This window comes from Actinacidiphila sp. bgisy160 (assembly GCF_057707815.1).
Genome location: NZ_JBYIQW010000035.1, coordinates 16,686 through 43,254, shown reverse-complemented (window position 1 = coordinate 43,254; position 26,569 = coordinate 16,686). Strand labels below are relative to the sequence as shown.

General features: G+C 69.9%; 24 protein-coding genes and 2 pseudogenes. 13 read left to right on the top strand and 13 right to left on the bottom strand.

From position 1 onward, the window contains the following. The first annotated feature begins 29 nt into the window (after window positions 1–29). From AC3EUJ_RS24860 to AC3EUJ_RS24840, 5 genes are read left to right on the top strand one after another with little or no spacing between them, the layout of a single operon-like run. Window positions 30–953 (top strand): SDR family NAD(P)-dependent oxidoreductase, encoded by a 924-nt coding sequence (locus tag AC3EUJ_RS24860; protein WP_431964934.1) that lies wholly within the window; start codon window positions 30–32, stop codon window positions 951–953. Window positions 954–1,004: 51 nt separating this feature from the next. Beyond that, window positions 1,005–1,880 (top strand): NAD(P)-dependent oxidoreductase, encoded by an 876-nt coding sequence (locus AC3EUJ_RS24855; protein ID WP_431964932.1) that lies wholly within the window; start codon window positions 1,005–1,007, stop codon window positions 1,878–1,880. Next, a complete protein-coding gene (locus AC3EUJ_RS24850) occupies window positions 1,877–3,004 on the top strand; it encodes a zinc-binding dehydrogenase (RefSeq protein WP_431964930.1) in 1,128 nt (375 codons plus the stop codon). Before AC3EUJ_RS24855 ends, AC3EUJ_RS24850 begins: the two co-directional genes overlap by 4 nt. A gap of 25 nt (window positions 3,005–3,029) precedes the next feature. Continuing rightward, a complete protein-coding gene (locus tag AC3EUJ_RS24845; RefSeq protein ID WP_431964928.1) occupies window positions 3,030–4,457 on the top strand; it encodes an MFS transporter in 1,428 nt (475 codons plus the stop codon). Beyond that, window positions 4,454–5,311, top strand: a complete 858-nt coding sequence (locus AC3EUJ_RS24840; protein WP_431964926.1) for an MBL fold metallo-hydrolase — start codon at window positions 4,454–4,456, stop codon at window positions 5,309–5,311. Before AC3EUJ_RS24845 ends, AC3EUJ_RS24840 begins: the two co-directional genes overlap by 4 nt. Window positions 5,312–5,505: 194 nt before the next feature. On the opposite strand, the gene AC3EUJ_RS24835 is transcribed toward AC3EUJ_RS24840, so the two are convergent. The 3 genes and pseudogenes from AC3EUJ_RS24835 to AC3EUJ_RS24825 all read right to left on the bottom strand — a co-directional run bounded on the left by AC3EUJ_RS24835 (window position 5,506) and on the right by AC3EUJ_RS24825 (window position 6,745). Next, window positions 5,506–6,081 carry a zinc-binding dehydrogenase gene (locus tag AC3EUJ_RS24835; RefSeq protein WP_431964924.1) on the bottom strand — a complete coding sequence of 192 codons (576 nt, stop codon included), beginning with the start codon at window positions 6,079–6,081 and terminating at the stop codon, window positions 5,506–5,508. 97 nt (window positions 6,082–6,178) lie between these two features. Then, window positions 6,179–6,466 (bottom strand): annotated as a pseudogene (locus tag AC3EUJ_RS24830) (alcohol dehydrogenase catalytic domain-containing protein); the annotation flags it as partial. Between the two features lie 78 nt (window positions 6,467–6,544). Next, window positions 6,545–6,745: a hypothetical protein gene (locus AC3EUJ_RS24825; RefSeq protein ID WP_431964922.1), complete on the bottom strand. Its 201-nt coding sequence runs from the start codon at window positions 6,743–6,745 to the stop codon at window positions 6,545–6,547. Window positions 6,746–7,079: 334 nt separating this feature from the next. On the opposite strand from AC3EUJ_RS24825, the gene AC3EUJ_RS24820 reads away from it, so the two are divergent. The 3 genes from AC3EUJ_RS24820 (at window position 7,080) to AC3EUJ_RS24810 (ending at window position 10,186) form a co-directional block, all read left to right on the top strand. After that, window positions 7,080–7,289 carry a hypothetical protein gene (locus tag AC3EUJ_RS24820; protein WP_431964920.1) on the top strand — a complete coding sequence of 70 codons (210 nt, stop codon included), beginning with the start codon at window positions 7,080–7,082 and terminating at the stop codon, window positions 7,287–7,289. Between the two features lie 335 nt (window positions 7,290–7,624). Further along, window positions 7,625–8,206, top strand: a complete 582-nt coding sequence (locus tag AC3EUJ_RS24815; protein ID WP_431964918.1) for a TetR/AcrR family transcriptional regulator — start codon at window positions 7,625–7,627, stop codon at window positions 8,204–8,206. A 495-nt stretch (window positions 8,207–8,701) separates the two neighbouring features. Then, complete coding sequence (locus tag AC3EUJ_RS24810; protein ID WP_431964916.1) at window positions 8,702–10,186, top strand: DHA2 family efflux MFS transporter permease subunit; 1,485 nt, start codon at window positions 8,702–8,704, stop codon at window positions 10,184–10,186. A 167-nt stretch (window positions 10,187–10,353) separates the two neighbouring features. Here the strand turns inward: AC3EUJ_RS24810 and AC3EUJ_RS24805 are convergent, their stop codons facing one another. The 9 genes and pseudogenes from AC3EUJ_RS24805 to AC3EUJ_RS24765 all read right to left on the bottom strand — a co-directional run bounded on the left by AC3EUJ_RS24805 (window position 10,354) and on the right by AC3EUJ_RS24765 (window position 18,654). Next, window positions 10,354–10,845 (bottom strand): MarR family winged helix-turn-helix transcriptional regulator, encoded by a 492-nt coding sequence (locus tag AC3EUJ_RS24805; protein ID WP_431964914.1) that lies wholly within the window; start codon window positions 10,843–10,845, stop codon window positions 10,354–10,356. 628 nt (window positions 10,846–11,473) lie between these two features. Further along, window positions 11,474–11,606 (bottom strand): annotated as a pseudogene (locus AC3EUJ_RS24800) (IS21-like element helper ATPase IstB); the annotation flags it as partial. Window positions 11,607–11,860: 254 nt separating this feature from the next. Further along, window positions 11,861–12,469 carry a TetR/AcrR family transcriptional regulator gene (locus AC3EUJ_RS24795; RefSeq protein ID WP_431964912.1) on the bottom strand — a complete coding sequence of 203 codons (609 nt, stop codon included), beginning with the start codon at window positions 12,467–12,469 and terminating at the stop codon, window positions 11,861–11,863. Window positions 12,470–12,530: 61 nt separating this feature from the next. After that, window positions 12,531–13,247 (bottom strand): ABC transporter ATP-binding protein, encoded by a 717-nt coding sequence (locus tag AC3EUJ_RS24790; RefSeq protein ID WP_431964910.1) that lies wholly within the window; start codon window positions 13,245–13,247, stop codon window positions 12,531–12,533. After that, entirely contained in the window at window positions 13,244–14,371 is a 1,128-nt protein-coding gene (locus AC3EUJ_RS24785; RefSeq protein ID WP_431964908.1) for an ABC transporter permease, read from the bottom strand. Before AC3EUJ_RS24785 ends, AC3EUJ_RS24790 begins: the two co-directional genes overlap by 4 nt. Before the next feature lie 580 nt (window positions 14,372–14,951). Beyond that, window positions 14,952–17,273, bottom strand: coding sequence for a heavy metal translocating P-type ATPase (locus AC3EUJ_RS24780; protein WP_431964906.1), 2,322 nt, complete (start codon window positions 17,271–17,273; stop codon window positions 14,952–14,954). A 135-nt stretch (window positions 17,274–17,408) separates the two neighbouring features. Then, window positions 17,409–17,825: a ferredoxin gene (locus AC3EUJ_RS24775; protein WP_431964904.1), complete on the bottom strand. Its 417-nt coding sequence runs from the start codon at window positions 17,823–17,825 to the stop codon at window positions 17,409–17,411. Further along, complete coding sequence (locus AC3EUJ_RS24770) at window positions 17,795–18,103, bottom strand: hypothetical protein (protein WP_431964902.1); 309 nt, start codon at window positions 18,101–18,103, stop codon at window positions 17,795–17,797. The genes AC3EUJ_RS24775 and AC3EUJ_RS24770 overlap by 31 nt, the downstream gene beginning before the upstream one ends. Next, a complete protein-coding gene (locus AC3EUJ_RS24765) occupies window positions 18,100–18,654 on the bottom strand; it encodes a DUF2231 domain-containing protein (protein ID WP_431964900.1) in 555 nt (184 codons plus the stop codon). The genes AC3EUJ_RS24770 and AC3EUJ_RS24765 overlap by 4 nt, the downstream gene beginning before the upstream one ends. 239 nt (window positions 18,655–18,893) lie before the next feature. Between AC3EUJ_RS24765 and AC3EUJ_RS24760 the strand changes: the two genes are divergently transcribed. From AC3EUJ_RS24760 to AC3EUJ_RS24740, 5 genes are all read left to right on the top strand, one after another. Then, entirely contained in the window at window positions 18,894–19,835 is a 942-nt protein-coding gene (locus AC3EUJ_RS24760) for a ferritin family protein (RefSeq protein WP_431964898.1), read from the top strand. A 782-nt stretch (window positions 19,836–20,617) separates the two neighbouring features. After that, complete coding sequence (locus AC3EUJ_RS24755) at window positions 20,618–22,582, top strand: SpoIIE family protein phosphatase (protein ID WP_431964896.1); 1,965 nt, start codon at window positions 20,618–20,620, stop codon at window positions 22,580–22,582. A gap of 358 nt (window positions 22,583–22,940) precedes the next feature. Then, entirely contained in the window at window positions 22,941–23,579 is a 639-nt protein-coding gene (locus tag AC3EUJ_RS24750; RefSeq protein WP_431964894.1) for a CBS domain-containing protein, read from the top strand. Window positions 23,580–24,213: 634 nt separating this feature from the next. Then, a complete protein-coding gene (locus AC3EUJ_RS24745) occupies window positions 24,214–24,807 on the top strand; it encodes a helix-turn-helix domain-containing protein (protein ID WP_431964892.1) in 594 nt (197 codons plus the stop codon). A 115-nt stretch (window positions 24,808–24,922) separates the two neighbouring features. Next, window positions 24,923–25,795: a class I SAM-dependent methyltransferase gene (locus AC3EUJ_RS24740; protein WP_431964890.1), complete on the top strand. Its 873-nt coding sequence runs from the start codon at window positions 24,923–24,925 to the stop codon at window positions 25,793–25,795. Window positions 25,796–25,996: 201 nt separating this feature from the next. Here AC3EUJ_RS24740 and AC3EUJ_RS24735 read toward each other — a convergent pair whose 3' ends face one another. Further along, entirely contained in the window at window positions 25,997–26,437 is a 441-nt protein-coding gene (locus tag AC3EUJ_RS24735) for an NlpC/P60 family protein (RefSeq protein WP_431964888.1), read from the bottom strand. Window positions 26,438–26,569: the final 132 nt, after the last annotated feature.

Below are 26,569 nucleotides of genomic sequence, written 5' to 3'. Positions count from 1 at the left end.
CAGTCCGCGAACCAGGAGGAATGCATCACATGTCCGAGCTCTTCAGCACCCCGTTCAATCGCGACAGCACCGCAACGGAGGTGATCGAGGGCGTCGACCTGTCCGGCAAGCGGGTGGTCGTCACGGGTGCCAACTCGGGCATCGGCGTCGAGACCGCCCGCGCTCTGGCGGCCGGCGGCGCCGAGGTCACGCTCGCCGTGCGCCGTCCCGAGGCCGGCGAGCAAGCCGCGGCGGACCTGCGCAAGGCCACCGGAAACGACGCGATCCACGTCGCCCGCCTGGATGTGTCCGATCTGGAATCGGTCCGTGCGTTCACCGCCGCCTGGCAGGGCCCGCTGCATGTCCTGATCAACAACGCCGGGATCATGATGCCGCCGGAGCTCGAGCGCGGCATCGCCGGCCACGAACAGCAGTTCGCCACCAACTACCTGGGGCACTTCGCCCTGACCCTGGGGCTGCACCGCGCGCTCGCCGACGCTGACGGTGCGCGCCTTGTCTCGGTGTCCTCCGGCGGCCACCTGTTCTCCCCGGTCGTCTTCGACGACATCGACTTCCGCTTCCGTCCGTACGACGCACTTGCGGCCTACGGTCAGTCCAAGACCGCGGAGGTTCTCCTGGCCGTCGAGGCGCAGCGCCGCTGGGCCGATGAGGGCATCACGGCCAACGCCCTGCACCCCGGTGCGATCGCGACCAACCTGCAGCGCCACACCGGCGGCCTGCGGACGCCGGAGCCTTACCGCAAGACGGTCGAGCAGGGCGCCGCGACCACCGTGTTCCTCGCGGCGTCGCCCCTGGTCGAGGGGATCGGCGGTCGCTACTTCGAGGATGTCAACCAGGCGCCGGTGGTGGACGCCCGTCCCACGCAGCTCGGCGTTCCCGGCGTGGCGCGCTACGCGATCGACCCGGCGAACGCCGAGCGTCTGTGGGAGTTCGCCAGCGACATCGTCCGCTGAGCGCGGAAGTCCAGCCCCGTCTCTCATCCGCTCCGACGAAAGAAATGCGCAATGAAGGTGACAATCGAGAAGATCGGCTTCATCGGTCTCGGTGACCAGGGCGGCCCCATGGCGGAAGCCATCGGCGAGCACGGCTTCGAGCTGCACGTCTGGGCCCGGCGCCCCGCCTCGCTGTCCGCGGTGGAGAAGGTCCCGCACACCGTTCACGGCACCGTGGCCGAACTCGGGGCGTCCGTCCAGATGATCGGGTTGTGCCTGCGCGACGACGCCGACCTCTGGGACGTCCTGGACGGCCAGGGCCTGCTGGCCGCTGTCGCTCCGGGGACGATCATCGTCAACCACGGCACCGGCGACCCCACCGAGGCCGTACGCATCGCCGAACACGTCGCCCGGGCCGGAGGGGTCTACCTCGACGCGCCCGTGAGCGGCGGCAGCCCCGGCGCCCGCGCCCGCACCCTGACCACCTTCACCGGCGGGTCCCGGGACGCCTTCGAGGCGGCCCTGCCGGTGTTCGCCACGTTCAGTGACACGGTCAAGCTGATGGGGCCGGCCGGCGCTGGGCAGTTCACCAAGCTGTTCAACAACGCGCTGACCATCACCAACATGAAGAACGCCGAGGACGTCCTCGGTCTGGCCGCCCAGGCCGGTCTGGACATTCCGGCCCTCATCGACGTGGTCTCCGCCAGCAGTGGCGGCAGCGCGGCGCTCCGCGCCCTCGGCGGCGACATCACGCCGGAACTGGCCGAACACGTCCACACGCTCATGCACAAGGACATGCACCACTTCGCCGACGCCGTGCGCGCAGGCGGCGGTGACCCCTCCGAGGTACTGGAACGCGGCCTCGCCGGCGCCGCGGGTCTGGTCGAAGCGGCCCGCATGGTGGCCCGTGCCCGCAAGGACGCCACAGCGGAGCGGGGTGACGCGTGACCGCCGAGATCCCGGCGACCAGCCGCGCGGCCGCACTGACCGCCACCGGCGAAGCACTACAGGTACTGGACGTGGAGATCCCCGCGGTCATCGAGCGGGACGCGCTGCTGGTCCGCATGACCGCCGCGACGCTGTGCGGCACCGACATCCATGTCGCAGACGGCTCCGCAGGCGAGGTCGGCGGCACACTTCCCCTGATTCTCGGGCATGAGATGGTGGGACGGATCGCGGCCTTCGGCGACGGTCCGCGCACCGACTCGCTCGGCCAGCCGCTCGCGGAGGGCGATCGGATCGTCTGGACCCACGGCATGTGCGGCCGCTGCCGCGCCTGCGTCATCGACGGCGAGCCGAGCCTGTGCGAGAACCGGCGCCGTTACATGACCGAGAGCGCTCACACCTACCCGTTCCTGCACGGCGGTTTCTCCGAATTCGGGTACGTGTACCCGACCGCGGGCAGGGTCCGCGTCCCGGACGATGTCCCGGACGCGGTGGCCTCCGCCGCGGCGTGCTCGCTGCGCACGGTGATGCACGGCTTCGAACGGCTGGGCCGAATAGCCGCGACCGACACGGTCGTGGTGCAGGGCGCCGGACCGGTCGGACTGTTCGCCGTGGCCAAGGCGGTCGCCGAGGGTGCGGGCCGGGTCATCGTGATCGGCGGTCCCGCCGAGCGACTCGAGGTCGCCGCCCAGTGGGGCGCCGACGTATGCGTCGATGTCGCCGAGGTCACCTCCCCCGCGGAGCGCGCAGCGTTCGTGAAGGACCTGACCGACGGCCTGGGCGCCGAGGTCGTGCTGGAGATGTCCGGCGTCCCGTCGGCCTTCTCCGAGGGCATCGACATGCTCCGGCCCGGTGGCCGCTACCTCATCGTCGGCCAGGCCCATCAGCGCGACATGCCGTTCAACCCCAGTGTGATCATGCACAAGCAGGCGACGCTGATCGGGTCCCGATCCGCCGGCGTCGACCACTACTGGAAGGCCCTGGACTTCCTCCGCACCCACGCGGACCGCTTCGCCTGGGACGCCCTGCTCTCGAACCGGTACCGGCTCGACGAGATCAACACGGCGTTCGAGCGGATGCGTACGTGGAGCGAGATCAAGCCCGTCATCGAATTCGACTGGGCCTGAGGTAGCGGTGAATCCCATCCCCACCGTGAGACACACCGCCCCGGTCTCCCCTGCGCGGGGGGACCGGGGGCGGGTCGCCGGTCTTCTTCTGATCACCCTCGTGGGCGCCCTGGTCAGCAGCCTGGGCGCCCCGCTCATGCCGGCCATCGCCCAGTCCACGCAGGTGTCCCTGGCGACGGCTCAGTGGACCCTCACCATCACCGTCCTCGTCGCGGTGGCGATCACCCCCGTGATGGGCAGGCTCAGTGACACCCGTCACCGGCGCATCGCGGTTCTGGTGGCACTCACGCTCGTGGCGATCGGCTCGGTCGTCGCCGCCCTGGGAACCTCGAATTTCCCTGTGCTCCTGATCGGCCGCGCCCTGCAGGGAGCCGGGCAGGGCCTGGCACCGATGACCATCGCGGTCGCCGGCGACACCTTCTCCGGCGATCCCGATCGGCGAAAGCGCGCCGTCGCGATCCTCTCGATCGTCAACGCGGCGGGTGTCGGGCTCGGTTACCCCCTCACCGGGGTTCTCGCCCAGGGTGCGGGCATTTCCGGCGCCTACTGGTTCGGTGCCGCGGTCACCGTGGCGGCCCTGCTCGCCGCGCCGGCCGTCGTCCCCGCCCCCCGTGACCGCCCCGCGTCAGCGATCGACGTGCCTGGCGCCGTCCTGTTCGCCCTACCGGTCACGGCTTTGATCCTGGCCGCCTCCGAAGGCGGGAACTGGGGCTGGACGTCGCCCGCCACCGTGACAGCCGGCGTTACGGCGCTGCTCGTGGGCGCGGCCTGGGCCTGGTTTGAGACGCGTACGGAACACCCGCTGGTCGACCTCCGGCAGCTGCGGGTGCGTCCGGTGCTCAGCGCCCATGTCACCGTGCTGCTGGCCGGGATCGGGATGTACCTGCTGCTGTCCGTGAGCACCCGCATGATTCAGGCCCCGGCGACGACCGGAGGGCTCGACAAGTCCGCCGTGGTCGCCGGTCTTCTCATGCTTCCGCAGGCGCTGGGGAGTCTCGCCGCCGGATGGATCACCCGCCGACTGGGCAGGTGGCTCCCGGCACGCTGGACGCTGCCGCTGGCCGGTGTCGTGATGATGGCCGCGATGGCGTTGTTCGCCCTCTGGCGGCACCGCCTGCCGGGTCTGGTGGCCGCGATGCTCGTGGCGGGCATCGGAATCGGCATCATCTTCTCCACCGCACCGGGGCTCATCGTGGAGAACACCGGCAGCGATCAACGCGGCAGCGCACTCGGCTTCAACCAGGTATTCCGCTATGTCGGTTACGGCGTCGGCAGCGTGCTGACCGCCGTCGTCCTGGAATCCCGCACACCGCATGGATCGCCCTACCCCGACGACGGCGGCTATGTCGTGGCGGCTCTCGCCGGAGTGATCATCTGGCTGCTCGTCGCCGTGGTGAGCGGAGTGACCGGTCGCCGGCGCCCCGTACAAGCCTTTTCAGGAGAAAGAACATGACCGCGACACCCGCACCCGGCGAAGCCATGCGTCTGGGGGACCTGAATGTCCGCTACCTTCCCGACGGCATCATCCGCGCCCATCCTCTGCAGGCCTACCCGGAACATGTGCACCTCGCGCGGGATCCCGAGCTGAAGCTGCTCGACGAGGACGGCATGCTGCTGCTCAGTGTCGGCGCCCTTCTCGTCGAGACACCTGCCGCACGCATACTCATCGACACCGGAATCGGGCCGCGTGTCATCCCCATACCGTCCCCGGACCCCGCCCTGGCCGTCGGCGTGATGGCGGGCGGGCAACTACTGGACAGTCTCGCGGAGACCAACCTGCGGCCGGACGACATCGACGCGATCCTCCTGTCCCACCTTCACGCCGACCACGTCGGCTGGATCACCCCCGACGACGTCTCCACCGAACCCACGTTCCCCAACGCCGAGTATTTCGTCGGCGTCGGCGAATTCGACTTCTGGGGTCAGCCCGCCAACATGGCACGTCTGACCGCACCGACCCCGCGGCAGTACAGCGTCATCGGCTCACGCCGCCACGACCTGCGCACCGGCGACCAGCCGCACCAGGGAATCGAGGCCCTTCTCACACCCGGGCACACCCCGGGACATGTGAGCTTCGTCCTGTCCGGGGAGGGCACTCAACGCGCGATCGTCGTTGGCGACGCCGTGCACACGGCGGCCGAGGTCCTGCACCCGGACATGTGCTGGACCGGCGACCTCGACCCCCAGGCCGCGGTCGCCTCCCGGCACGCGCTCGTCGGGGAACTCTCCCGGCCCGGCACCGTGACCATCGGCCCTCACTTCACCGGAACGGTGTTCCCCACCCGCGCCTTTGTGGCCGGGAAGTGACACCTGATCCGCACCGGGCGGGTTCCGCTTCCGCGGCCGGAACTCAGCGCGGCGCGTTCCACGCGTCGCGCTGAGCGGGCCCGTCCCCCCGAGCGGGCGGTTCGCGACGCGAGGGGCCACGGATCCGGTGCCGCGGCCGGCCGCCTCCGCGGTGAGTTCCCCTGCGCCGCCTCCGCGAACGCAGGCGGGGCGGTTCAGAACTCCAGGACGAGGCGACCCCGTACGCCGCCCGCCTCCAACAGACGGTGGGCCTCGGAGGCATGTTCGGGAGCGAAGGTGCGAGCCACGCGCAGGGTCAGCTTGCCGGCTTCGGTCTGTTCACGCAGGTCGTCGAGCCGGCTGCGGTCGCCCAGGTAGTCGGGGACGAAGGCCATGCGCACGCGCAGAGACCGCTGCCGTATCACGTCGGGGCTGAGGGCGCGGGGTCCTTCGCCGAGGACGGTGACGATGACGCCGCCGTCATGGACCGCCGGGGCCACCGCCGCCGAACCGATGACCGCTGCGTCGATCAGCCCTGCCACTCCCGCCGGCACGGCCCGCAGGATGTGCCGAGCAACATCGCCACCCCGGGGTACGACGATGTCGGCACCGAACGAGCGCACGGGCTCCTCATCGGCCGGCGAGGCGTCCGCGACGACGATGAGTCCGCCCGCTTTGGCCATCTGGGTCACGTAGCCGCCGACGGCTCCCGCCGCGCCGGTGACCGCGAGTGTCTGCCCTGGTGAGAGCCCGGTCAGGTCGACAGCGAGCCGCGCGGTCAGCCCGTTCATGGGCAGGGTTGCCGCCTCGGCGTGGGTCGTGCCCTGGGGGCGCGCGGGCGACCTGCTCCGAGGGCAGGACGACGTACTGCGCGTAGGCGCCGCCCAGGGCACTGGTCGGGTCGGCCATCGCCATCACCCGGTCCCCCAGGCGCAGATCGGTCTCCGTCCCGGTGCCGATCTCGTCCAGCACCCCGGCTGCTTCCATGCCAGGGACATACGGGGGTGCGGGGGATGTGGGGCCGAGCGCCCCCATACGCAGGTAGCGGTCACCGGGGTTCACCGTGGCGGCGTGGACCCGGATGCGTACCTGCCCGGGACCGGCATGAGGCTCGGGCACCTCGAAAACGCGCAGCGCTTCCGGCCCTCCGAATTCGGATACTCCAACTGTTTTCATCTTTTTCCTCTTGATACGGGCCGGAGTTGCGTATGTGCAGCGGGGTGGTGTCGTGCCCGGCCGGGGCGTCCGGCCGGATCAGCCGAAGATGTGTACTGTCCGTTCGGCCGAGGCGCTCTCGATGGCGTTCATCAGGCGGTGGCGTGTATGGCAGCGGTGAAGTCGGGGGAGTGGGAATGGCGCTTCGTCCAGGCCGAGCCGGATCCATTCGGTGCCGACGATCAGCCAGGGCTGCCCGCGGCGGTCGCGTACGGTCTCGTCCGCCGCCTCAGTGAGCACTGCGTGGGGCAACCTTTCGATGTCTCTGACGCACCCCATGGGTGCAGCATACGTCCTGTTTGAACGAACGATAAAGATTATACTTGGGCGAACGACACAGATTCTCGTGACGGGAGGCGCCCCACTTCCCTGCGGTCCGGCCCTCGGCGGTCCTGGACCGGCCCTACGCCATGGTGACCGTGCAGGCGCTGGCTGCCGGGGACGAGAGCGAGGCCTATGCTCAGGTCCTCACCGGTGTCATATCCATGATGCCTACCCAGCGTGGCCACAAGGCCCTCATGCCCACTCCGCAGGAAGCACGGAACCAGTTTTCGGTCCCTCGGAAAAGGAATTCGTGAGGAACGGGACGGCAACCGTGGAGTACGGCACCCCGGACGTCGTACGGGAGGGCCTCGACCGGCTGGTGGAACGCACGCAGGCCGACGAACTGCTCATCACCAGCTACGTCCACGGATTGCAGACGCGCCTGCGGTCATTCGGCCTCATCGCGGACGCATACGGCATGACCGCCGCCGAACCCGACAGCCGGAACTCAACCATGTGACGTCTGTCGAACGCCGGCCTTCTCGGTCTCCACCTCGTGCCGGGGCTGAGTGCCGCCGGTACCTGCGAACGGCCGGGGCACCGTTGTCGGCGACGGTTGGAATGAGGGCCACGGGTACCGGCGCTCCCACATGCCCCGACGACCTGCTGTGGGCGCGTCCGGACCCCGTGCTGGGGCGACCGCCGGTTGCTGTCGCACCTCGTTTGCAGGATCCAGGACCGGTAACTCCCGCCGTGACGCCGTGCCGCCGCACGTAGCAGCCGGCTTTGACCGGCGGCTCCGCAGGGCCTCACGGTTATTTGCCGATCGTTCCATCAATAGGTACGGTCGGGTGTATGGCACGTACTCGCGAGTTCGACACCGAGGCCGCCGTCACGGCGGCCATGCAGGCGTTCCGGCGCACCGGGTACGGTGGCACGTCCGTGCGTGACCTGGCGAACGCCATGGAGATCGGCAGTGGATCGATCTATGCGGCCTTCGGCAGCAAGGAAGGTCTCTACCTGGCCGCACTGGACTTGTACCGGCGGCGCTACGCACTGCCGTTCATCGAGATGCTGCGTGCCGGCGGTGATGCGCGCGAGACGATCCGTGCGGCTTTCGCGGCGGTGATCGACGAAGTGACCTGCGGCCCCGGCCAGGCGTCGTGCCTGATTGTTGGGGCGGCGATGGAGCGTGCGCACAGCGATGCGCAGGTGGCCGAGCGGCTTCGCGCAACGACGCAGCTGCTGGAGCTCACACTCTTCGAGGTCATTGCCGAGGCGCAAGGACGGGGCGAGATCCCGGCTGGCCAGAGCGCCGCAGACCTCGCTGGATTCCTCGCCATGGCCTTCCAGGGCCTGCGGGTCATGGGGGCCATAAATCCGGATCGGGCCGCGCTGACGCGGGCCGCGGAGGTCGCCCTGAACTGCCTTCGCTGACTCCGCAGCGGCGGGTTCCGACGTCATGTCGCCACACGAGCTGGGTATGTGCATGCGTACTTAATTTAACGATCGTTCGTATTAAAATGGATGTGGGATGGCCGGTTCGGCGGAGGAATCATGACTGGGCCCCATGCCCGAAGAGCCTTGGATGCAAGCCGCCCATTGCCGCCCATTGCCGCCCATTGCCGCCTGGCCGCCGCGTGAGGCGCGGACACCGTTGTCCGCTTCCTCCGGGAACCGGAGTCGTGCGTGGGTCACGACGCGCCCACCGAACTCCGTCACCCCATGGGCGGCAACGACGCCCGCTTGCCCTCCCGGCTCGCCCCGGACCCGGGCCGCCGGAACTCGCATGGCGCCCGACGTCATGCCATCTCCGCGCCTGACCGACGCCGTCGAGCGCGCCTGCACCCCCGGGAAGGCGCAGACCTTCCATTCACGCGGCCCGGCTGCAAAGGCCTGGCCGGCAACCGACACCTTCAAGGAATGCCAGTCATGTCCCAAGACGTCCACCATCCCGACCCCCGGCGCTGGTTGGCCCTGCTGTTCATCGCCATAGCCCAGCTGATGGTCTTCCTCGACGGGGCGATCATGAACATCGCTCTGCCGTCTGCTCAGCATGACCTCCACTTCACCGACGGCGGTCGGCAATGGGTCATCACCGCCTACGGCTTGGCTTTTGGAGGCCTGCTCATTCTGGGCGGGCGCCTGGGCGACCTCTGGGGCCGCAAGAGGGTGTTCGTGATCGGACTGGTCGGCTTCGCCCTGGCCTCCGGCATAGGCGGCGCGGCGCAGAACCTGTCCACGCTCCTGACTGCCCGCGCCCTCCAGGGCGTCTTCGGCGCGCTCCTCGCTCCCGCCGCCCTGGCGCTGATCTCGCTGGCGTTCACCGATGTCAAAGAGCGTGCCAAGGCCTTCGGCATCTACGGCGCCATCGCCACCGCGGGCGGCGCCCTCGGCCTGCTGCTCGGTGGAGTGTTCACCGAGTACACCGACTGGCGCTGGGGGTTCTACATCAACCTTCCCATCGCTGCCATCGGCATCACCGGCGTCCTGGCCGTCGTCCGTGACGCCGGCGCGCACGCGGGCCGCGGACGTCTGGACGTCCCGGGGGCCATCCTCGCCAGCGGAGGTGCCGTCGCCCTGGTGTTCGGCTTCGCCAAAGCGGAGAGCGACGGCTGGGACGCCGGTGTGACCATCAGCATGTTCGTCCTGTCCATCCTCCTGCTGGCGGCCTTCGTCGTGCTGGAGGCCAAGGTGAAGTCGCCGCTGCTGCCGCTGCGCGTCCTTACGGAACGCAACCGGGCGGGCTCCTATCTTTCCCTGGCTTTGTCCGTCATGTCCATGTTCGGGATGTTCCTCTTCCTCAGCTACTACTTCCAGTTGGTGAAGGGATACTCACCGGTGCAGAGCGGTGCGGCCTTCATCCCGATGGCCGCCGCGCAGGCCATCGGCTCCACGCAGATCGGTGCCCGCCTCTCGCACCGGGTGCGGCCCGGCCTGCTGATGGGTGTCGGCTACGCGGTGTCCGGCGCCGGTGTGCTGCTGCTCGCCTTGCTCGACGTCGATTCCTCGTTCGGCTTCATCGCGGTTGCCGAGATCGTGGTGGGTGTCGGAATCGGCACGGCGTTCATGCCCGCATTCAGCCTGGGAGCCCACGGTGTCGAGCCTCGCGATGTCGGAGTCGCTTCCGCAATGACCAGCACCGCTCAGCAGATGGGCGGCTCCATCGGCACCGCGCTGTTGAACACCATCGCCGCAAGCGCCACCACCGGATACGTCGCCTCCCACCACGGCTCCGCATCCCTCACCAACCTGTCGCTGGTGCACGGCTACTCCATGGCCTACTGGTGGGGCACGGGATTCCTCGCTGCCGCGGCTCTGGTCGCGTTCTTCGCCGTCAACGCCGGCAATCCGAGGAGCCAGTCGAAGGTCGCGGCCGGGAGCGCGGAGACCGCAGAACTCCAGCACGCGGAGTGACGAGAACAGGGCCGGGACGTGCCGCGCCCCGGCCCTGCCGTACTGCGGCCAGGGACCGGTCGGCGGCCGTGTCCCGGTAGCACACCGCTCCAGGGATTGCTCCAGGAGATGACTCACGCCGATGTTGCCTTCCAGCCTGGCGAACTGTGCGAGTCATAGCCGCGAGGTCAGGTGGTGGATCGCCGGCCCGAGCGACCAGCGGGTGGCCGGTCGGGCTTTTGGGAGGCGATCGCCATGGGGTTGTCCGGGCTTACGTGGTGGGCGAGGGTGCGCAGCAAGGTGCGGAAGGTGGCCCGCGACTTCTCGGGCAAAATGTCCAGGAGTTGCTGCTCGGCCAGGCCGACCGGGCCGCTGAGTTGCTCCCAGCGCTGTCTTCCGTGCTCGGTGGCGACGATGTGCCGACTCCTGCGGTCGGCGGGGTCCGGCTTGCGTTCCACCAGGTCGGCGCGTTCCAGGTCGTCCAGGAGATACGTCATGATCGTGCGGTCGATTCCCAGTCGCTTGGCCAAGGCCCGCTGGCTGTTGGCGTGGCCCTGGATGGCAGCCATGAGTGTGAAGTAGCCGCGGGGACCCCCGGGGATCTCGGCGACGGCCGCCTCGACGACCTTCGCGTAGGCGCGAAAGACCACACCGAGGGCAAAGCCGAAGTCATCCTCCATGTCAGGCCCGCTTTCCGGGCCCTCTGCTCTGGTGCTGCGCTGTGAAGTCACAGCGACCACCTTAGTTGCTGCAGACGTATGCTATCGTCTATAGTGTAGATGATATATGTATGATATTTGCTTTTTTGCGGCTTTCCGGTGCGGCAGCGCGCCGAATCGGACGATCGCGGCTACGTCCGGATGCCCGCGGCGCACGCGACCTGCGACATGGGCGGGCGCTCTCGGAAGTGTTCGGCGCGGTCGTGGTGGTACCCCCGGTCAGCCGGCTCGCGACCGCGGCCCGGCCGTACTCCTTGCCGTGGGGGCGCTGACCCCCCTGCCCGGCCGGCTCCACACCCGCAGCCCCGCCGGGCACATCCTCAAGACCGGCCCGTGACGGGGAAGTTGCTGATCGCCCCCTCGGTGATCGCGGACCACTTCTACCGCAGCCTCCCGGCCCAGCCCGGCGTGGCTTCGTTCACTTCAGGCGACAGCGGTTGTCCATGGGTTCTGACAGCGTTCAGTGATCATCTGTACTCGGGATGTCACGGAAAATGACGGCGGTGCCGCCTCGTCGGTTGAACTCATCGTGCACGACGGCACGACGTGGCAAGAACGAGCGTCGTTCGCACTCCAGGAGCGAAGCATGTCGTGAGGCTTGGCTGGTCCCTGCGGCCTCGACCAGCTCGTTCACCAGCTTCGTCGCAAGGGTGTAGCGGACGGGCGATGAGCATGTGGGACTTGCCTGTGCCGGAATCGCCGATCAGGCAGAGCGGCTGACTCCCGTCCTTGACGCGGGCGTGCCGCGTCACAGACATCCGCGCAGCACTGCCGGAACACCGCCACCGCGGTGGCGCGCCGGGTGAGTGGTACTTCGCCGCGGCCTTCCCGCCGCGGGTGCGGCACGGGCTGCCGGCCGAGGCTTCACACTTCGGACGGTTCTTTCGTTCTTCCGCAACGCCTTGATCGGGTGTCACTTCCAGCCCGGCTTTGGCCGCCCCGGCGTTCCGCGAGGCAGGTCCTGACCGGATGTCAGTCACCTTCCATCGCCTCGTGGTTCATGCTGTCCGCCCGTAGTGAGGCAGCGGCGCACGAGTGCGAGAGTGCGTTCCGTGACCGTGTCGAGCGGGGTGCCGCGGTCGGCGGCGGCAAGGGCTGTGTGCAGCATCCCGGCGATCAGGTCCGCCGTGAGCGCGGGGTCGGGGACGCCGATTTCCCTCACGGCGGCGCGGAAGGGTTCGACCTGTTCCAGGTGGAGTTCCATCAGCCGTTCCTGGCAGGCGGGATGGAGGCCGGCGCTCATGAGGGCGGCGGCAGGCCGGTGTGCGCCTTCGGCGCCGAGGCGGAGGCTTTCCCTGAAGAACGCCTCGACGCGTTCCAGCGGGCCGTTTGCGGCGGCCATGGCGTTGGTGAGTGCCTGGTTGGAGCGCCGGAATGCCTCTTCCGTGACGGTGGCCAGCAGGGCTGCCGAGGAGTTGAAGTACTGGTAGACGCTGGAGCGGGCCAGACCGGCACGGGCGCCGACCGCCGTGGGTGTGACGGCGGTGGCGCCCTCGTTCACCAGGATGTCGATCGCTGCCCCGATCAGCGCCTCGCGTTGCTGGGCGCGGTGTTCGGCGACGGTGGAGGCGTTGATCTTCGGCATGCGGCGCAGGCTCCTGGGTGGCGGACGGGCCGGGAGGGAGATGCCGGCCTGCGGCCCCCGGTCAGGAGAGGCGGCCGTCGACCATCTCGTGCACCCGGTCGGCACTGTCCATTATCGCCGTGTCGTGGGTGACCATGACCGTGGCTGTGCCGCGCGCATGGGTCTGCTCGGCGATCAGCCGTACCGCCTCCGCCGAACGTACCCGGTCCAGCGCGGAGGTGGGCTCGTCCACGAGCAGGAGGGCGGGGGAGGTCATCAGGGCCCGGGCCAGGCCCGCGCGCTGACGTTCGCCTCCGGACAGCTGGTGCGGGCGGGCGCCGGCGCGGTGGGTGAGGCCGACCGCCTTGATGAGTTCGTCGGCCCTGGTCCGGGCTGCGGCGTCGAGGTGTCCGTCGATGTGCAGGGGCAGCAGGAGTTGTTCCCGGACGGTCAGGGAGGCCAGCAGGTTCGACTGCTGGAAGACGAAGCCGATGTGGTGACGGCGGGCCGCGGTGCGCTGCTTGTCCGACAGGGCGGTCAGCTCCGTGCCGGCGATGTGGACGGTGCCCGAGGTGGGCCGCTGGAGGCCGCCTGCGACGGCGAGGAGGCTGGACTTGCCGGATCCCGAGGGGCCGACGACGGCGACGAACTCCCCGGGCGCGACGCTCAGGCCGACGTGGTCGAGGGCGGTGACGGCGGTGTCGCCGTCGCCCAGGGTGAGGGTGACGTCGTCCAGTCGCAGTCCACCGGAGCCCGCGGCGTCCGCGGCGGTTCGGTGGCCGGTGGAGGGCGTGGTCATCGGGTGGCTCCCAGAGCGGTCAGGGGGTCGACGGCGGTGATGCGGCGGACGGCGACGACGGCGCCCACGGTTCCCAGGCCGATGAGGAGGCCGGAGGAGGTGGCGATGGCCGGGGCGGAGAGGGAGAAGGGGGCCTTGCCGATCATCGCGCTCCCCAGGGCCAGGCCGACGGCGGTGCCGATCACCGTGGCGCCGACGAGCACGGCGACGACCTGGGCGAGCGCGTCGCGCAGGATGTATCCGGTGGGGGCGCCGAGCGCCTTCAGCAGGGCGATCTCGGCCTTGCGCTGTACTGTCCAGACGGTGAAGAACGCGCCGACGACCAGGGCGGAGATGGCGTACAGGAAGCCCTTGATCAGGGCCATGGTGCTCGACTCGGCCGCGTAGCCGGGGGACGCGTCGAAGGTGGCCTCCTTGGTCTTGGCGCGGGTGGCGGTCGCCTTCTCCACGGCGGAGACGTCGGTGCCGACCTCCAAGGTCAGGGCGACGGCTGTGGCTTGTCGGCGTGCGGCCTCGGGCAGGTCACCCGGCAGGCCGTAGTGCAGGTGCCGCCAGGTGTCGAGGTTGGCGTAGGCGACGCCGATGTGGCCGTAGGAGATGGTCCTGTCGACCAGGCCGACGACCTTCAGTCGCACCTCGCTCCTGTCCGCAGTAAGGACGTCCCCGATCTCCACACCCAGGTCGGCGATCTCCCGGGTGATGACGATGCCCGCACCGCCCTGCTCCAGGCTCTCGCCCCTGGTGGGGCTGGGGGCCAGAGGCGAGTCCGGCGCCATGCCAAAGACGGCGAGGTTGACCTGCTCGCCCTTCTTGGCGCCCTGGGTCACCTGGGCGTTGGCCAGGGTGTTCCCGAACGGCTCCGCCCGCTTCACACCCGGGGCCTTGGACCATGCCTGCCAGTCCTCCTGCTCCACGGTCGAGCGCGAGAACTGCTCACTGGTCGCCTTCTCGTCGAAGGCCATATGGGTTATGGGCAGCGCGTGCAGACCGGATATACCGGCATCCGCCAGACCGGAGGCGAGTCCGGACAGCAGGACGCCGAGTACGGCGATGAGTGCGACCACCGCACCCATCAGGGCGAAGCGACCGCGGGCGAAGCGCAGATCGCGTAGGGCAAGGAACACGGGATCTCCGAGCGACGAGGGTGACGGGGAGCGGCGCCAGGACGCACATGGCCCTTTGCTCAAACTTGACGACGCGAGCGTCGATATCTTAGCGGATGTTACCGACGCGCCTGTCGGCACCTCGCGCGCGTGCCCTGTGTACTGCACAGATGCACCTGACCGGGCTCTCCTCCTGCGCGCGGTTCGTATCCCGTCCAGGCCCAGGTGGAGTCCGGGTGAGCTTGTGGCACGCCTCCTGCACGGTGAACTGCCTCGGTGAACGCCTGCTCCGGCGGAATGGGATCCGCAATGCGGACCGGGTGCTCGTCGAGACCAACCGGTTGCGAGCCCGGATGTCGCGCCATGCGGGCTGCCGGCCCAAGGCCTCGCGGGTAGGCAGGCTCTAACTTTGCATGCCCATGTCACATGCCCCTGGCCGAGGGTCTGATGCCGCCGCCACCCGACTGACGAGCCACGGCGGCCGGCCGGGGCGGCGAGAGATGATGGCTCTGTTTTGCCGGAACCGCTCCTTCGGACCCACGGACAGGATGGCGGTGGTGGGGGAGCGCCGGGCGGGGATCGGTACAGGTGGTCTGCGGTTTCAGGGTGCGAGGGAGAAGTAGTTCTCTTCTTCCTGTGTGAAGTGCAGGCGCAGGACGGTGTTGAGGCCGTAGAGGCAGGAGCGCAGGTCGTCGAGTTGTTCGGGGGCCAGGCTGCCGTCGGGGTGGGCCAGTTGAAGGTGGGTGGCGATGCGGCGGGAGAGGCGTTCGATCTCGGTGTGGGCGCGGCTCATGGTGGCGGTGGCTTCGGGGCCGCCGAGGGTGGGGGCGAGGGCGGGGTAGAGCTGGTGTTCTTCGGCGTATTCGTGGGGCAGGAGTCGTTCGGTGAGCAACCGGTGGGTCTCTTCCACGGCTGAGAGGGCTTTGGGGCCGGGGGTGTCGGAGAGGCGGTCGGCGGCGTCGCGTACGGCGTCGAGGACGTCCTGGAGGTCGTCGTGTTCGGCGGCGAAACGGTGGATGAGCGCTTCGGCGGCGGGGGTGAGGGCCGGTCGTGCGGCCTGGCCGACGTGCAGGGCGCGCAGGGCGTTGAGGATGACGGCGACGTCGATGCCTTCCTGCAGCAGCGCGCCGGCGGCGGGTGGGAGCAGGCCGACGGCAGCCGCGGCCATCGCGGCCAGGGACATCAGCATGCCGCCCAGGGCACTTTGGACCGCGATGCGGCGGGCGCGTTGGGCGATGGTGACGGCGTCGGCGAGGCGGTCGACCCGGTCGGTGGTCAAGACGATGTCGGCGGCTTCGGAGGAGGCGGTGGAGCCGTGGGCGCCCATGGCCACGCCGACGTCGGCCGCGGCGAGGGCGGGGGCATCGTTGACGCCGTCGCCGACCATGACGGTGACCGCGCGCTCGCGCTCTTCGCGTACGGCGGCGACCTTGTCGGCCGGGCTGAGTTCGGCGCGTACGTCGTCGAGGCCGAGGACGGCGGCTACTTCATGCGCGGGTGCGGCGCGGTCGCCGGTGAGCATCAGCAGCCGTTCGATGCCTGCCGTGCGCAGGTGGCGCAGGGTGCGAGGGGCGTCGTGGCGCAGGGGGTCGCGCAGCAGGACGGCACCGGCCGGCCGGCCGTCCAGGGTCAGCCAGGCGACGGCCGCGCCGTCGAGGAGGGCGCGGTTGTCGACGGCCCGGGCCCAGACGGGGTGTGTGGCTATGGGGTCGGGGCGGCCGACGGAGACCTGGTGGCCGTCCACGATGCCGGTGGCGCCGCGGCCGGGTTCCTCGCTGACGTCGGTCGGTGCGGACAGCTTCAACTTGCGTTCCCGGGCGGTGTCGACGATGGCCTGGGCCAGGACATGCGGCGAGTACTGGTCGACCGAGGCTGCCAGACGCAGTACCTCTGCAGGTTTCACGCCGGGGGCGGCGGTGACGTCGAGGACGCGGGGGCGGCCGCGGGTGAGGGTGCCGGTCTTGTCGAGCAGGAGGGTGCGGGCGTGGCCGAGGTTCTCCAGTGCGCCGCCGTCGCGGATGACGACGCCGAGGCGGGAGGCCCGGGACAGGCCGGACACGATGGCGACCGGGGCGGCCAGCAGCAGGGGGCAGGGGGTGGCGACGACCAGGACGGCGACCGCGCGTACCGCAGAGCCGCTGATCAGCCAGGCCAGCCCCGCCACGACGAGGGACAGCGGGAGGAACCAGGCCGCGTAGCGGTCGGCCAGCCGTACGACCGGTGCGGACTCGGCCCCGGCCTGCTGGGCCAGGCGGACGATTCCGGCGTAGGTGCTGTCCTGTTCGGTGGTGGTGGCGCGCAGTTCGAAGGCGCCGCCCGCGTTGACCACGCCGCTGCGCACTGCCTCGCCCTGGACCCGCTCGACCTGGAGAGGCTCGCCAGTGAGCACTGACTCGTCGAGGACGGCGGCGGCGCTTTCCACGCGGCCGTCGACGGGCACGACCTCCCCGGGGCGGACGACAAGCAGGTCGCCGACGGTGACTTCTCCCAGGGGCACCGTGGCCACTCCGGTGTCGGTGCGGCGATGTGCCGAGCGCGGCGCGTGTTCGAGCAGGGCGCGCAGGTCGTGGGAGGCACGCCGCTGGGCGGCGGATTCCAGAGTGCGGCCGGTGGCGAGCATGAGCGCGATCAGGGCGCCGGCCAGGTATTCGCCCACAGCCAGGGTGCCGCCGAGCGCGAGTACCGCGATCAGGTCGACCCCTGCGTGTCCACGCCGTAGCGCGGCCAGCACCCACCCGATCGCGGGGACGACGGCAGCAACGGTGCCCAGCGCCCAGAACAGGTCGGCGAGGCCGCGCGCATCAGCGAGCCAGGCGATGCCGCCACCCGTCAGTGCTGCCGCGGTGACGGTCAGGAGGACGGGTTCGAGCCGGGAGGTGACTGCGGCGGTCAGGTGGCGTGGTCGAGCTGTGGTGTGGTTCATGGCGCACCTCGGTCTGTGCGGCGCGGTGACCGTTGGGGCTGTTCCTCTCCATCCCATGGTGGCAGCAGGTCCCGGAGGCAGGGGCCGTCCGGCTCTGCTCCGGGTCCGGACGGCCGTGGTGGCGCGTGCTCGTCATCACCGGCCGGTGTCGAGGCGGCAGGACCAGGACGGGGCGGGGCGGGCTGCGGCGGCCCGGCGGGCGTGGGCGCGCAGGTGGTCGGGGACGGCCCGGTTCCTGATGACGGGGGAGCCCCATGCGCCGAGGCCGGTCGGTTCGGGGAGGAGTTCGCCGCACAAGCCGCGCCCGGTGCAGGCTGTGCGGTCGTCGACGCACAGGGTCCTTGAGGCGGTCGTCGCCAGGTCTCCGGGGGTACGCCGGGCGGTAGGCGCCCCGGTGTGGAGGACGCCGCTCCTGCGGTGCGGCCGGGGCAGCAGATCGGGGTCGGGCCATCCGGCGGCCGGCGCGGCGAAGTCCCCGGCCACGGCGGGCAGCCCGAAGCGGCAGGGACCGCACTGGTCGTTCAGCCCGCAGACCGAGTGGGGAAGCGCCACGAGCACACCCGCCCGGGGCGCGGCAACCCAGCGGGGGCCAGGTCGCGCCGCGCGAGGGACGTGTCGTTCGTCCAGAGCCGCGCGCAGTTGCCGGTACTGGACGGCGCGCTGCGCGGCCGGCACATCTGAACGGGGTCCGCGCCGACCGCGAGCGCGGCCAGGACGGCGCCGCCGAGGACGTGGTGGGGTGCGACGGTCAGCAGTAACTGGTCCTTGCGGCTCGCGGGTTCGCTCTCCATCGCATGGACGACGACCACGGCCCGGCGTGAGTGCGTCACTGACCCGCCCCCGGCTCGCCGGTGGTGAATTCGCCCTGCCAGACCGCCTTCGCACCGGAGTCGCCGATCCGGTAGACCTCGAAGACCGCGCCGACGGTCACGGCCAGTGCGAGCACCACGGCCGCGACGCGTACGGGTACCGAGGAGGCGAGCCGAACCGCGCTGGATGCCCGGCGAGAGGTGGCGGGAGTGACCGTGTCGCCCTTGGCGGGATCCCTCGGGGCGGTGACGCGGCCCAGCCACCACACGGCGGTGGTGAGGACGAACAGGGCGATCGCCCACGGGGTCAGTCCTTCACCCATTTCGGTATGCCTTTCCACCAGCGCGGTCTCCTTCACCCGCTCCTCCAGCCACTCACCGGACTCGGTGGTCAGTACGACCAGCGCCAAGGTGACAAGTCCGAGCACGGGCAGCGGCCAGCTGAACCGGCGGGCCACGGTCGGCCAGAGCGTGCAGGCGACGAGCGCCAGCGCCGTCAGCGGAATCAGCACCACGACGCCGTGAACGAAAAGGGGATGGCTGGGGAGGCCATTGAACAAGCCGACACTCACGGGATCTCCTTTGACATGCAGCGCCGGCCGGGCGCCGACATGGCTGCTGCTGCGGGCATTGTCCGGTGGACGCGTCGTCAGCCCGGGGAACCGGGCGCGTATGGAGCAGCGGGCGAAGCGTGACGACGAGTAACAGTCGTTCACTCGGATGACGGTCCGGCCTGGCCCGACACGGGTGTCCTTGGTGCCATGGCGTAGATGCCCGCAGCACGAGATTCCAAGACCTTGAGGAGGTCAGTGTGATCCCGCACCGCATATGCGCCCTGGCAGCAGTGGCGCTCGCCGTCGGCCTCAGCACCCCCGCCGCCGCCATCCGTCCGCCAGCGGGTGGTATGCCGCACGGTCTGCACGCCGGAACTTCCGCGGACCTGGAGAAGTCCCTGGGGGGTGAGGCGTTCGCGAACGCCTCGTACTCGGTCTTCGCCGAGCAGGCGCGAGCCCAGAAACTGTCCGCCGTGGCCTCGCTGTTCCAGCGGGTGGCCTCGGTCGAGCTGGGGGAGCACTTCACGGAGGCGGCCACCTTGACCGGCCTGGTGGGCAGCGACGCCGCCAATCTCCGCGCTGCCGCCGAGGGCGAGTCGTATGAGTCGCGGGTGATGTATCCGGGCTTCGCCCGGCAGGCCAAGGAGGACGGCGACACCAAGGCTGCGGAGCTGTTCGCGGAGATCGCCAAGGACGAGGCGGGCCACCACCAGCGGTTCCTGGCGGCGCTGCGCGTGCTGACGACAGGCAAGGGCAGCATCCCCAAACCGCCGGACGTCAGCCCGGTGCGCGTTCGCGCGGGGATGCCCCAGGTCCGTGCGGCCCGCACCAAGGCGAACCTGGACACCGCCATGCACGGCGAGGCGCTGGCACACGCCAAATACGCCCTGTTCGCCAAGCACGCCGAAGCCTGGGGCAACAAGCCGTTGGCACGGCTGTTCACCGGCGCAGGCGACGTCGAACTGCGCGAGCACTTCACCGGTGAGGCGGCACTGGCGGGGCTGGTCCGCTCCACGCGCGACAACCTCACCAAGGCCGTCACCGGTGAGCAGTACGAATCGCGGACGATGTATCCGGACTTCGCGCGGAAGGCACAGGCCGTCGGCGACACCGGAGCGGCCGCCCTGTTCCGCGACGACGCCGGGGACGAGGCCGGACACGCCCGCGACTTCGTCGCCGCACGCCAAGCGCTGCGGTGACCGCGCCGCACCCGCTGGTCACGGGGTGGTGACCGGACTGCGGGAGACGCTGTGACCTGCGCTCCGGCCTGGTTTCAGTGCGCCCATGCCACCGCGGTGTCCCGCGTCGCGCGGCGGTGTACCCCGGCCACGAAGCGCAATCCGCTGCGATGGCCAGGACATCGTCACGAGAGTGCCCGCGTCTGCGTGGGGCCCGTCCCTCCGGCCTGGACTCCCTGTAGTTCCCGTCCAAGTCGGGCGCCCCCGCCCGATCGGCGCGGCTTTCGTCGTTGGCCGCACCCGCCATTGGTCATGGCGGGTGCGGGGTGGTCGGCCGGCGAGCCCGGAAGCAGTGGCGAGATCCTCGGCCTCACCCGCATCGCGGGTGAGGCCGCCGCGATCACCCGCAGAGGCTGGACCGTTGCCTATCTTGAGCAGCAGCGGGCCGAACAGCAGCCGGCCACGGCCAGTGACGGACGGCCTTCCCCACCCGCGCAGGCAGATGGACTGGACGGCAGCGGCGCGTCAGGACTTCGACGCCGTGCCCGCTGACGGCAGACAGCTCGTCCTGGCCGCACGCGCAGAACTGATCACCGCCTCGGACAGCGCCGACGCCTGCCTGCCGCAGTGGATCAACGTCCGACCCCGGCGTCCACCAGGCCCGGCGGACCCCACAGCGCCGATCTCGCCGGCGGCCGCGGTAAGCCAGGATGATCAAGAGATCCGAGTTGCCGACAGTCGACGGAGCAGCACGCGCGAATATGGTTGAGGAAGCGGTTTCGCCATGTGTCAGGGAGCCACCGATGGACGCCTCGGACCATCTTCTCCGAAGGGCTACCCCCTCGGCTCTCCTGACCCTGGACGGTGCCATCCACAGCCTCAACGAGGCCATGGCAAAGGTACTGGACAGGCCGGCGAAGCAGTGCGTGGGTCGCAACTTGGGTGATCTGTTGCCCGAAAGCCAGCGGACTGCGGTCGAAAGCCTCGTGGCCCACGCCGCCACGACGATGACGGTCGTGATGCGGGTGCTGGAATTCCCTGGGCCGGGCGCAGCACGGCTGGTCTGCCTGGTCGAGGCGCGACTGACGAGGGATCCTGCGGACGGCGAGCAGCTGGTGTGGGTGCACTCGTTGAACGCGGGGAACGACCTGGGCGGTCTTGTGATCCCGTTCCGGTTGGCGGCCAAGGCCGCCGATCTCGGTGTGTGCATGTACTCACCCCAGGAGCACCAGCTGGAGTGGCTGGGTGGCGCACCCGCCTTGGCAATGCTGTTCCCGGAGGCATCCGTATCGTTGTCCAGTGTGGTCCGGCGAGTTCACCCTGATGACCGGGGGGCTCTACGGCGGCTCGTGCGTTCGACCGCCGCCGAGTCCCCCTGGATCAAATTGAGGTTCCTGACCGAGCGCGATGGCTGGCACCTTCTGGCCTGCCAGGCCTGTCGAGTGCAGCTGGGGTACGGCGGCCCTCAGCGGGTCTTCGGAGTGATCCGCGACGACACCAAGCGGGAAGCGCGCCGACGCAAAGCGTTGGTCGCGCTGAGTGCTGCGCGGCAGCGAGCCGACGAGATAGCGGCCTTTTCCTCCGCCTTGATCACCGCGGCCACGGAGCAAGAAGTACAGCAGGTCCTCCTGACCCGCCTCGCCGCGACCTTCGGTGGTACCGGCGCCGCGTTGGCGCTCGTTGCCGAAGGCCGCCTGCGCGTCTCCTCCGATGCCGGGATCCCGATGCCGGTGGCCGCCGTGCACGGCTTGTCGCTGGAGGATCCGAGCGCACTGCCCTATGCGATCCGAACGGGCAAGCCACAGTTCATGCGCAACCGGGAGGAGTACATACGCCACTGGCCGCACGGGGTCATGGTGCCGTACTTCGACCAGCTCGAATCCGGCTACGCCGTCTCGATCACCTCCCTCGGCTCGGTCGGCGGTCAGCCCCTCGGGGGTTGGGCGGTGACCTACGAGGGCGAGCACCATTCGTCCCCGGATGAGCGGGCCCTCATGATCACTCTGGCCGACCTTACGGGCCAGGCACTGAGGCGGGTCAGGTCTCGAGAAGTGCGAGTCGAGTTGGCCATGGCGCTCCAAGATGCCATGCTTCCCACGCTGCCGAAGCACCTCCCGGGCCTGGAAGTCACTGTCCGTTACCGACCGAGCCGGGACGGGTTGGACATAGGCGGAGACTGGTACGACGCCTTCGTACTGCCCTGCGGCGCGGTCGCCTTCGAGATCGGCGACGCCCAGGGGCACGATGTGAACGCCGCCGCAGCCATGGGACAGGTGCGTGCCTCGATGCGTGCCATCGCCGCCTGCGAACCTGACCCTGCAACCGTGCTGACGCGCACGAACGAACTGCTCGTCACCATGGACGCGGCGCGATTCGCCAGCTGCACCATGTTGTACGTCGACCCGTGCGACGGACAGGTCACGGGCTCCAGCGCCGGACATGTGCCGTTGCTGTACGCATGCGACGACGGCAGGCACAGCATCCGTGAGTTGCCGGGCGGCCCGGTGCTCGGAGTCCTACCCGACGCCGATTACAACGAGGGAACCTTCACGCTGGACAAGAATGCCGCGCTGATCCTGGTGACCGACGGCGTGGTCGAAGGCCCGAGTCTGACGCTGGAAGCCGGGCTGGAGCGAGTCGCAACGCTGGCCGCGCAAGCCGCCCACGACGGGTTGAACGCCGAGGAGACCGCTGATCGAATCCTCGACGCCATGGTTGCGGTAGACCACATCGACGACGCGGCCGTGCTGATCATCCGGCGCGCGTGACGGCACCCGCGTCGTCGCACACGCGGGCTGGGCGTTGTCCAGCGCGACTTCGTATGACCGGTCGTGCCCAGCCTGTACGCCGAAGACATCTTCGACAGCCCAGCGTGTGACCGTATGGTCGGCTGCTTCCGCCACCGCGGCGAGAGGCGCCGACCCAGTGGGCCGGCCGGCTCCCTCTGCCGGCCCGCACGTCACTGGTCGCCGGAGCGGTGTGGTGCTGTCATGGAAGGTGAGGTCGCGTCCGGATGAGCTGACGAGGTCGTGGCCGCCCTTGGAGGAGCCAGGCGGAGGCGGACACGCGCCGTCCGTCCGGTCCGGTTCTCCGCGGTCGCCTGTCGAAGTGGAGGAGGCCGGTGCCATGCCGCACCGCCGCACGGTCGGTGATGTGATGACCGAGGACGTCGTCACACTCCGCACCGACACGCCGTTCCAGGAAGTCGCGGCCCTGCTGGACGCGAACGACATTGCCGCGGCTCCGGTTGTCGACGACGACGGCGCCCCCGTCGGAGTGGTGTCCGCGTCCGACGTGCTGCGGCACGAGACCGGCATGCCCGATCCACAGGGGCAGGACGGGGACGACGAGCGCGTCTGGGACAAGGCGCGGGCCCGGACCGCGGGCGCGCTCATGAGCAGTCCTGTCTTCACTGCCCGCGCCCATTGGACGATCCCCCGGGCCGCTCGGGAACTGCGCAGGCGGCACGTCAAGCAGCTGCCGGTAGTCGGCGACGACGGGCTGCTGGCCGGCATCGTCAGCCGCAGCGATCTTCTCGACATCTTCGTCCGCTCCGACATCGAGATCCGCGGCGAAATCGAGCAGGACGTCCTGGGGCGCATCCTGGGTTTGGAGGAAGGCGCCGTCGCGGTCGAGGCCCAGGACGGGACTGTCACCCTGCGCGGTCACGTCCCGGAACCGCGTCTGATCCCGGTGGTCGTGGGCTTGTGCCAGGGGATCGAGGGTGTCGTCGCAGTGGACGCCCGCCTTGCCGCCGTTCGCTAGGCCGCGGGCAGGCCGCCGCACCCGTGGCACCTGCATGGGCTCGGTGGCCGGGCGAGGGGCCATGGTGTCCGTCGTCTGTGAAGGCGAGCTCGGCGGGCCCCACGTCTCGGCCGCAGCTCCTGCATCCCGACAAGCCCTTCCTCCTGCGCGCTCACGCCCCCGACCCCGCAGACGAGCTCCACCATCACGTCCCGCTCAGCCGTACCCCCCAGCGGCCCCAGCCGGGCACTGTGCCGGTGACGCTCCTCTACGAAGAACCACCTTCCCGGCACTTCCACCGCCTCGCCATCAACGACCACCCCATCGGCTTCGCCCCGCACACGCGCGCCACCGCACCCGCCGCGTCCACCGTGTCGAACACCACCTGCCCCACATCCTCAGCGCCCCCTGACGGACCTGGCCGAACGCCTCATCGCATACGCCGCGGGGGAACACCCTTAGCGCGCCTGGCTGATGAGATCGTCGCGGTCGGCCTCCGGTAGTGCGCCGGGCTCGCGGTAGATGGCGATGCCGTCCCGCACGATCACGGCGGTGGGGATCGATGTGATCGCGAATGCCTGGGCCAGTTCTTGCCGGCTTCGGTCTGCAGCCGACGCTGACCCTCGGCTTGCGGGGTGGGCATACCATGTTGCTCATGACGCAAGAAGACGGCGATCTGGACAGTCTCGTACGCAAACGAATCCGCGCTTTGCGGGTGGCGCAGGGCTGGTCCCTGGAGGAACTGGCCACCCGTGCCCACCTCAGCCAGTCTTCGCTGAGCCGCATCGAGAACGGCCAGCGCCGCCTCGCGCTGGATCAGCTGGTCACTCTCGCACGCGCTCTGGACACCACGCTGGATCAACTGGTGGAGACCGCGGCTGACGACGTCGTCAGCAGCCCGATGATCGACGGTGCCCGCGGCTCGATGCGCTGGCTGGTGAAGGGGGACCCCGGTATGAGTGTGGTGCGCCAGCGCATGACTGATCCGCCACCCGAGAACCCGGCACGCATGCGTGCCCACCCGGGGCGCGAATGGCTCGTCGTCTTGTCCGGCACCGCGATCCTCATGCTCGGCCACCGCCGGCTCCGCGTCGAGACCCACCAGGCTGCCGAGTTCCCGACCATGATGCCGCACGCGATCGGCGCCGAAGGTGGCCCCTGCGAGATCCTGGGCATCTTCGACCGCGACGCGCGCCGCGGCCACCAGCACGAGGGCAGTGACGGCGACGTTCAGGGTGCCGGTGGATGACTGCGCGGGCCGCGCGACGGCGGCATCTTGCGCGTCGGGCAGCGCATCGGGCCATCTCCTTGCGTAAACAGGGAGCAGTCATGCCACAGACGCATGACTGTCCTACCGTAGAGGCATGAAGCAAGCACACGCGCACGCCCTCCACCACAGCGCTCAGCACGGCCGCCACCAGCAGCACGACGAAGACGGCCTGGCGGAGATCCTCGACCTGGACGCCGAGGTCCTCGCCGAGCACATAGCCTCCATCACCGCATGGCTGCCGCTGAAAACCGGCCCGCGTCAGATCGTGGATCTGGGCTGTGGAACGGGCGCTGGCACCTTTGCCCTCCTCGACCGCTTTCCCGACGCGCACGTCACCGCCGTGGACACATCCGCCGGATACCTCCAGCACCTTCACGCAAAGGCATGCGCCCGTGGCCTGGAGGAGCGCGTGCGTATCGTGCAGGCCGACCTCGACGACTCCGCCTGGCCCGACCTCGGCTCACCGGATCTGGTGTGGGCGTCGGCCTCGATGCACCACATGGCCCACCCCGATCGCGCACTGCGCAACGTCCACGCCGCGCTCACCCCCGGCGGCCTGTTCGCCGTCGTCGAACTGGCCGGCTTCCCCCGCTTCCTGCCCGAGAGTGCCCCCGAGGACCGGCCTGGCCTGGAAGAGCGCTGCCATGCTGCGACCGACCGCTTCCAGGCCGAGCAAAGGCCCCACCGCGGCGCCGATTGGGGCCCGCTGCTGACCGCCGCCGGCTTCACGGTCGAGGGCGAACGCACCATCGCCGTGAAGGTCGAGGGCTCCCGCAGCGAAGCGGTCGGCCGCTACGCCCTCGGCGGCCTGCAACGCATCCGCAGCGCCGCCGCCACCGAGCTCTCCCCAGAGGACGTCACCGCCCTCGACCGGCTCCTCGACACCGCCAGCCCGCACAGCATCCTGCGCCGCGACGACCTGGCGGTGCGCACCGAGCGCACCGTCTGGGCCGCCCGCCGCACCTGATCCCAAGTGCCCCCAGGGCCGTGATCAGCAGGACGCGGTCCTCCCGGGGCGGACTCCACGGCCGGCAGGACGGCTGTGACGCCCTGATCACAACAGCCACTACGAGATCATCTCAACCCGTGGCCGGCTGCTACGAGGCAGCCCTCAGCACGCCCGCCCGTCGGGGCCTCAGGACGCTACGCCTCCCCCCGGCCTGTCGAGTCAGCCGACAATGTCCTCCGTCCTGTCGACCACACGCTTGATGCCGACCAAAACCTGGTAACGCTGCCGTTGCGCAAACTCTGTCATCTCCCAAACCACCGGGCGCCCTATCTCTGCACAAAGATGCAGCACCCGTCTCTCGTTCACCCAGACTCCTACGTGGGCGCCATAAGCATCATCGGTGGCGTTGAACAACACCAGGTCAAGCGGCTGCGCAACCGATACACGAGCTGTGGCCTGCGTATCGGCCCACAGTTCACTCGAACGCAGACCGGGCGGAGCCAGGCCGAAGTGCCGAAGCACCTCGTAGGCGAACAACTGGCAGTTCGCACCCTCCTCAAGGCTGGGAAGGCCGGCGACCTCCGACGACCCCGGAAACCGGGAGCCCACGTACCGAACGCTCCAGAAGGCGGGCGGTAGTTGGCGCAGCAGCGGATCCATGACCCCATCGTCCCTGAGGCCGGGCCGGGACAGGGTGCTCCCGCACGCACACCGCCAGTGCGGTCGCGGGACAGCCCGGGTTCGGCAGACACTGACGGGCTCTCGCGCTGGATCGTCCAGGTCCGCACCAGG

What these genes read in the sequence shown, in the direction of transcription:
- AC3EUJ_RS24860 (WP_431964934.1), top strand. Translation starts at nt 30, where the DNA reads ATGTCCGAGCTCTTCAGCACCCCGTTCAATCGCGACAGCACCGCAACG.
- AC3EUJ_RS24855 (WP_431964932.1), top strand. Translation starts at nt 1,005, where the DNA reads ATGAAGGTGACAATCGAGAAGATCGGCTTCATCGGTCTCGGTGACCAG.
- AC3EUJ_RS24840 (WP_431964926.1), top strand. Translation starts at nt 4,454, where the DNA reads ATGACCGCGACACCCGCACCCGGCGAAGCCATGCGTCTGGGGGACCTG.
- AC3EUJ_RS24835 (WP_431964924.1), bottom strand. Translation starts at nt 6,081, where the DNA reads ATGAACGGGCTGACCGCGCGGCTCGCTGTCGACCTGACCGGGCTCTCA.
- AC3EUJ_RS24815 (WP_431964918.1), top strand. Translation starts at nt 7,625, where the DNA reads ATGGCACGTACTCGCGAGTTCGACACCGAGGCCGCCGTCACGGCGGCC.
- AC3EUJ_RS24810 (WP_431964916.1), top strand. Translation starts at nt 8,702, where the DNA reads ATGTCCCAAGACGTCCACCATCCCGACCCCCGGCGCTGGTTGGCCCTG.
- AC3EUJ_RS24805 (WP_431964914.1), bottom strand. Translation starts at nt 10,845, where the DNA reads ATGGAGGATGACTTCGGCTTTGCCCTCGGTGTGGTCTTTCGCGCCTAC.
- AC3EUJ_RS24795 (WP_431964912.1), bottom strand. Translation starts at nt 12,469, where the DNA reads ATGCCGAAGATCAACGCCTCCACCGTCGCCGAACACCGCGCCCAGCAA.
- AC3EUJ_RS24790 (WP_431964910.1), bottom strand. Translation starts at nt 13,247, where the DNA reads ATGACCACGCCCTCCACCGGCCACCGAACCGCCGCGGACGCCGCGGGC.
- AC3EUJ_RS24780 (WP_431964906.1), bottom strand. Translation starts at nt 17,273, where the DNA reads ATGAACCACACCACAGCTCGACCACGCCACCTGACCGCCGCAGTCACC.
- AC3EUJ_RS24755 (WP_431964896.1), top strand. Translation starts at nt 20,618, where the DNA reads ATGGACGCCTCGGACCATCTTCTCCGAAGGGCTACCCCCTCGGCTCTC.
- AC3EUJ_RS24750 (WP_431964894.1), top strand. Translation starts at nt 22,941, where the DNA reads ATGCCGCACCGCCGCACGGTCGGTGATGTGATGACCGAGGACGTCGTC.
- AC3EUJ_RS24745 (WP_431964892.1), top strand. Translation starts at nt 24,214, where the DNA reads ATGACGCAAGAAGACGGCGATCTGGACAGTCTCGTACGCAAACGAATC.
- AC3EUJ_RS24740 (WP_431964890.1), top strand. Translation starts at nt 24,923, where the DNA reads ATGAAGCAAGCACACGCGCACGCCCTCCACCACAGCGCTCAGCACGGC.
- AC3EUJ_RS24735 (WP_431964888.1), bottom strand. Translation starts at nt 26,437, where the DNA reads ATGGATCCGCTGCTGCGCCAACTACCGCCCGCCTTCTGGAGCGTTCGG.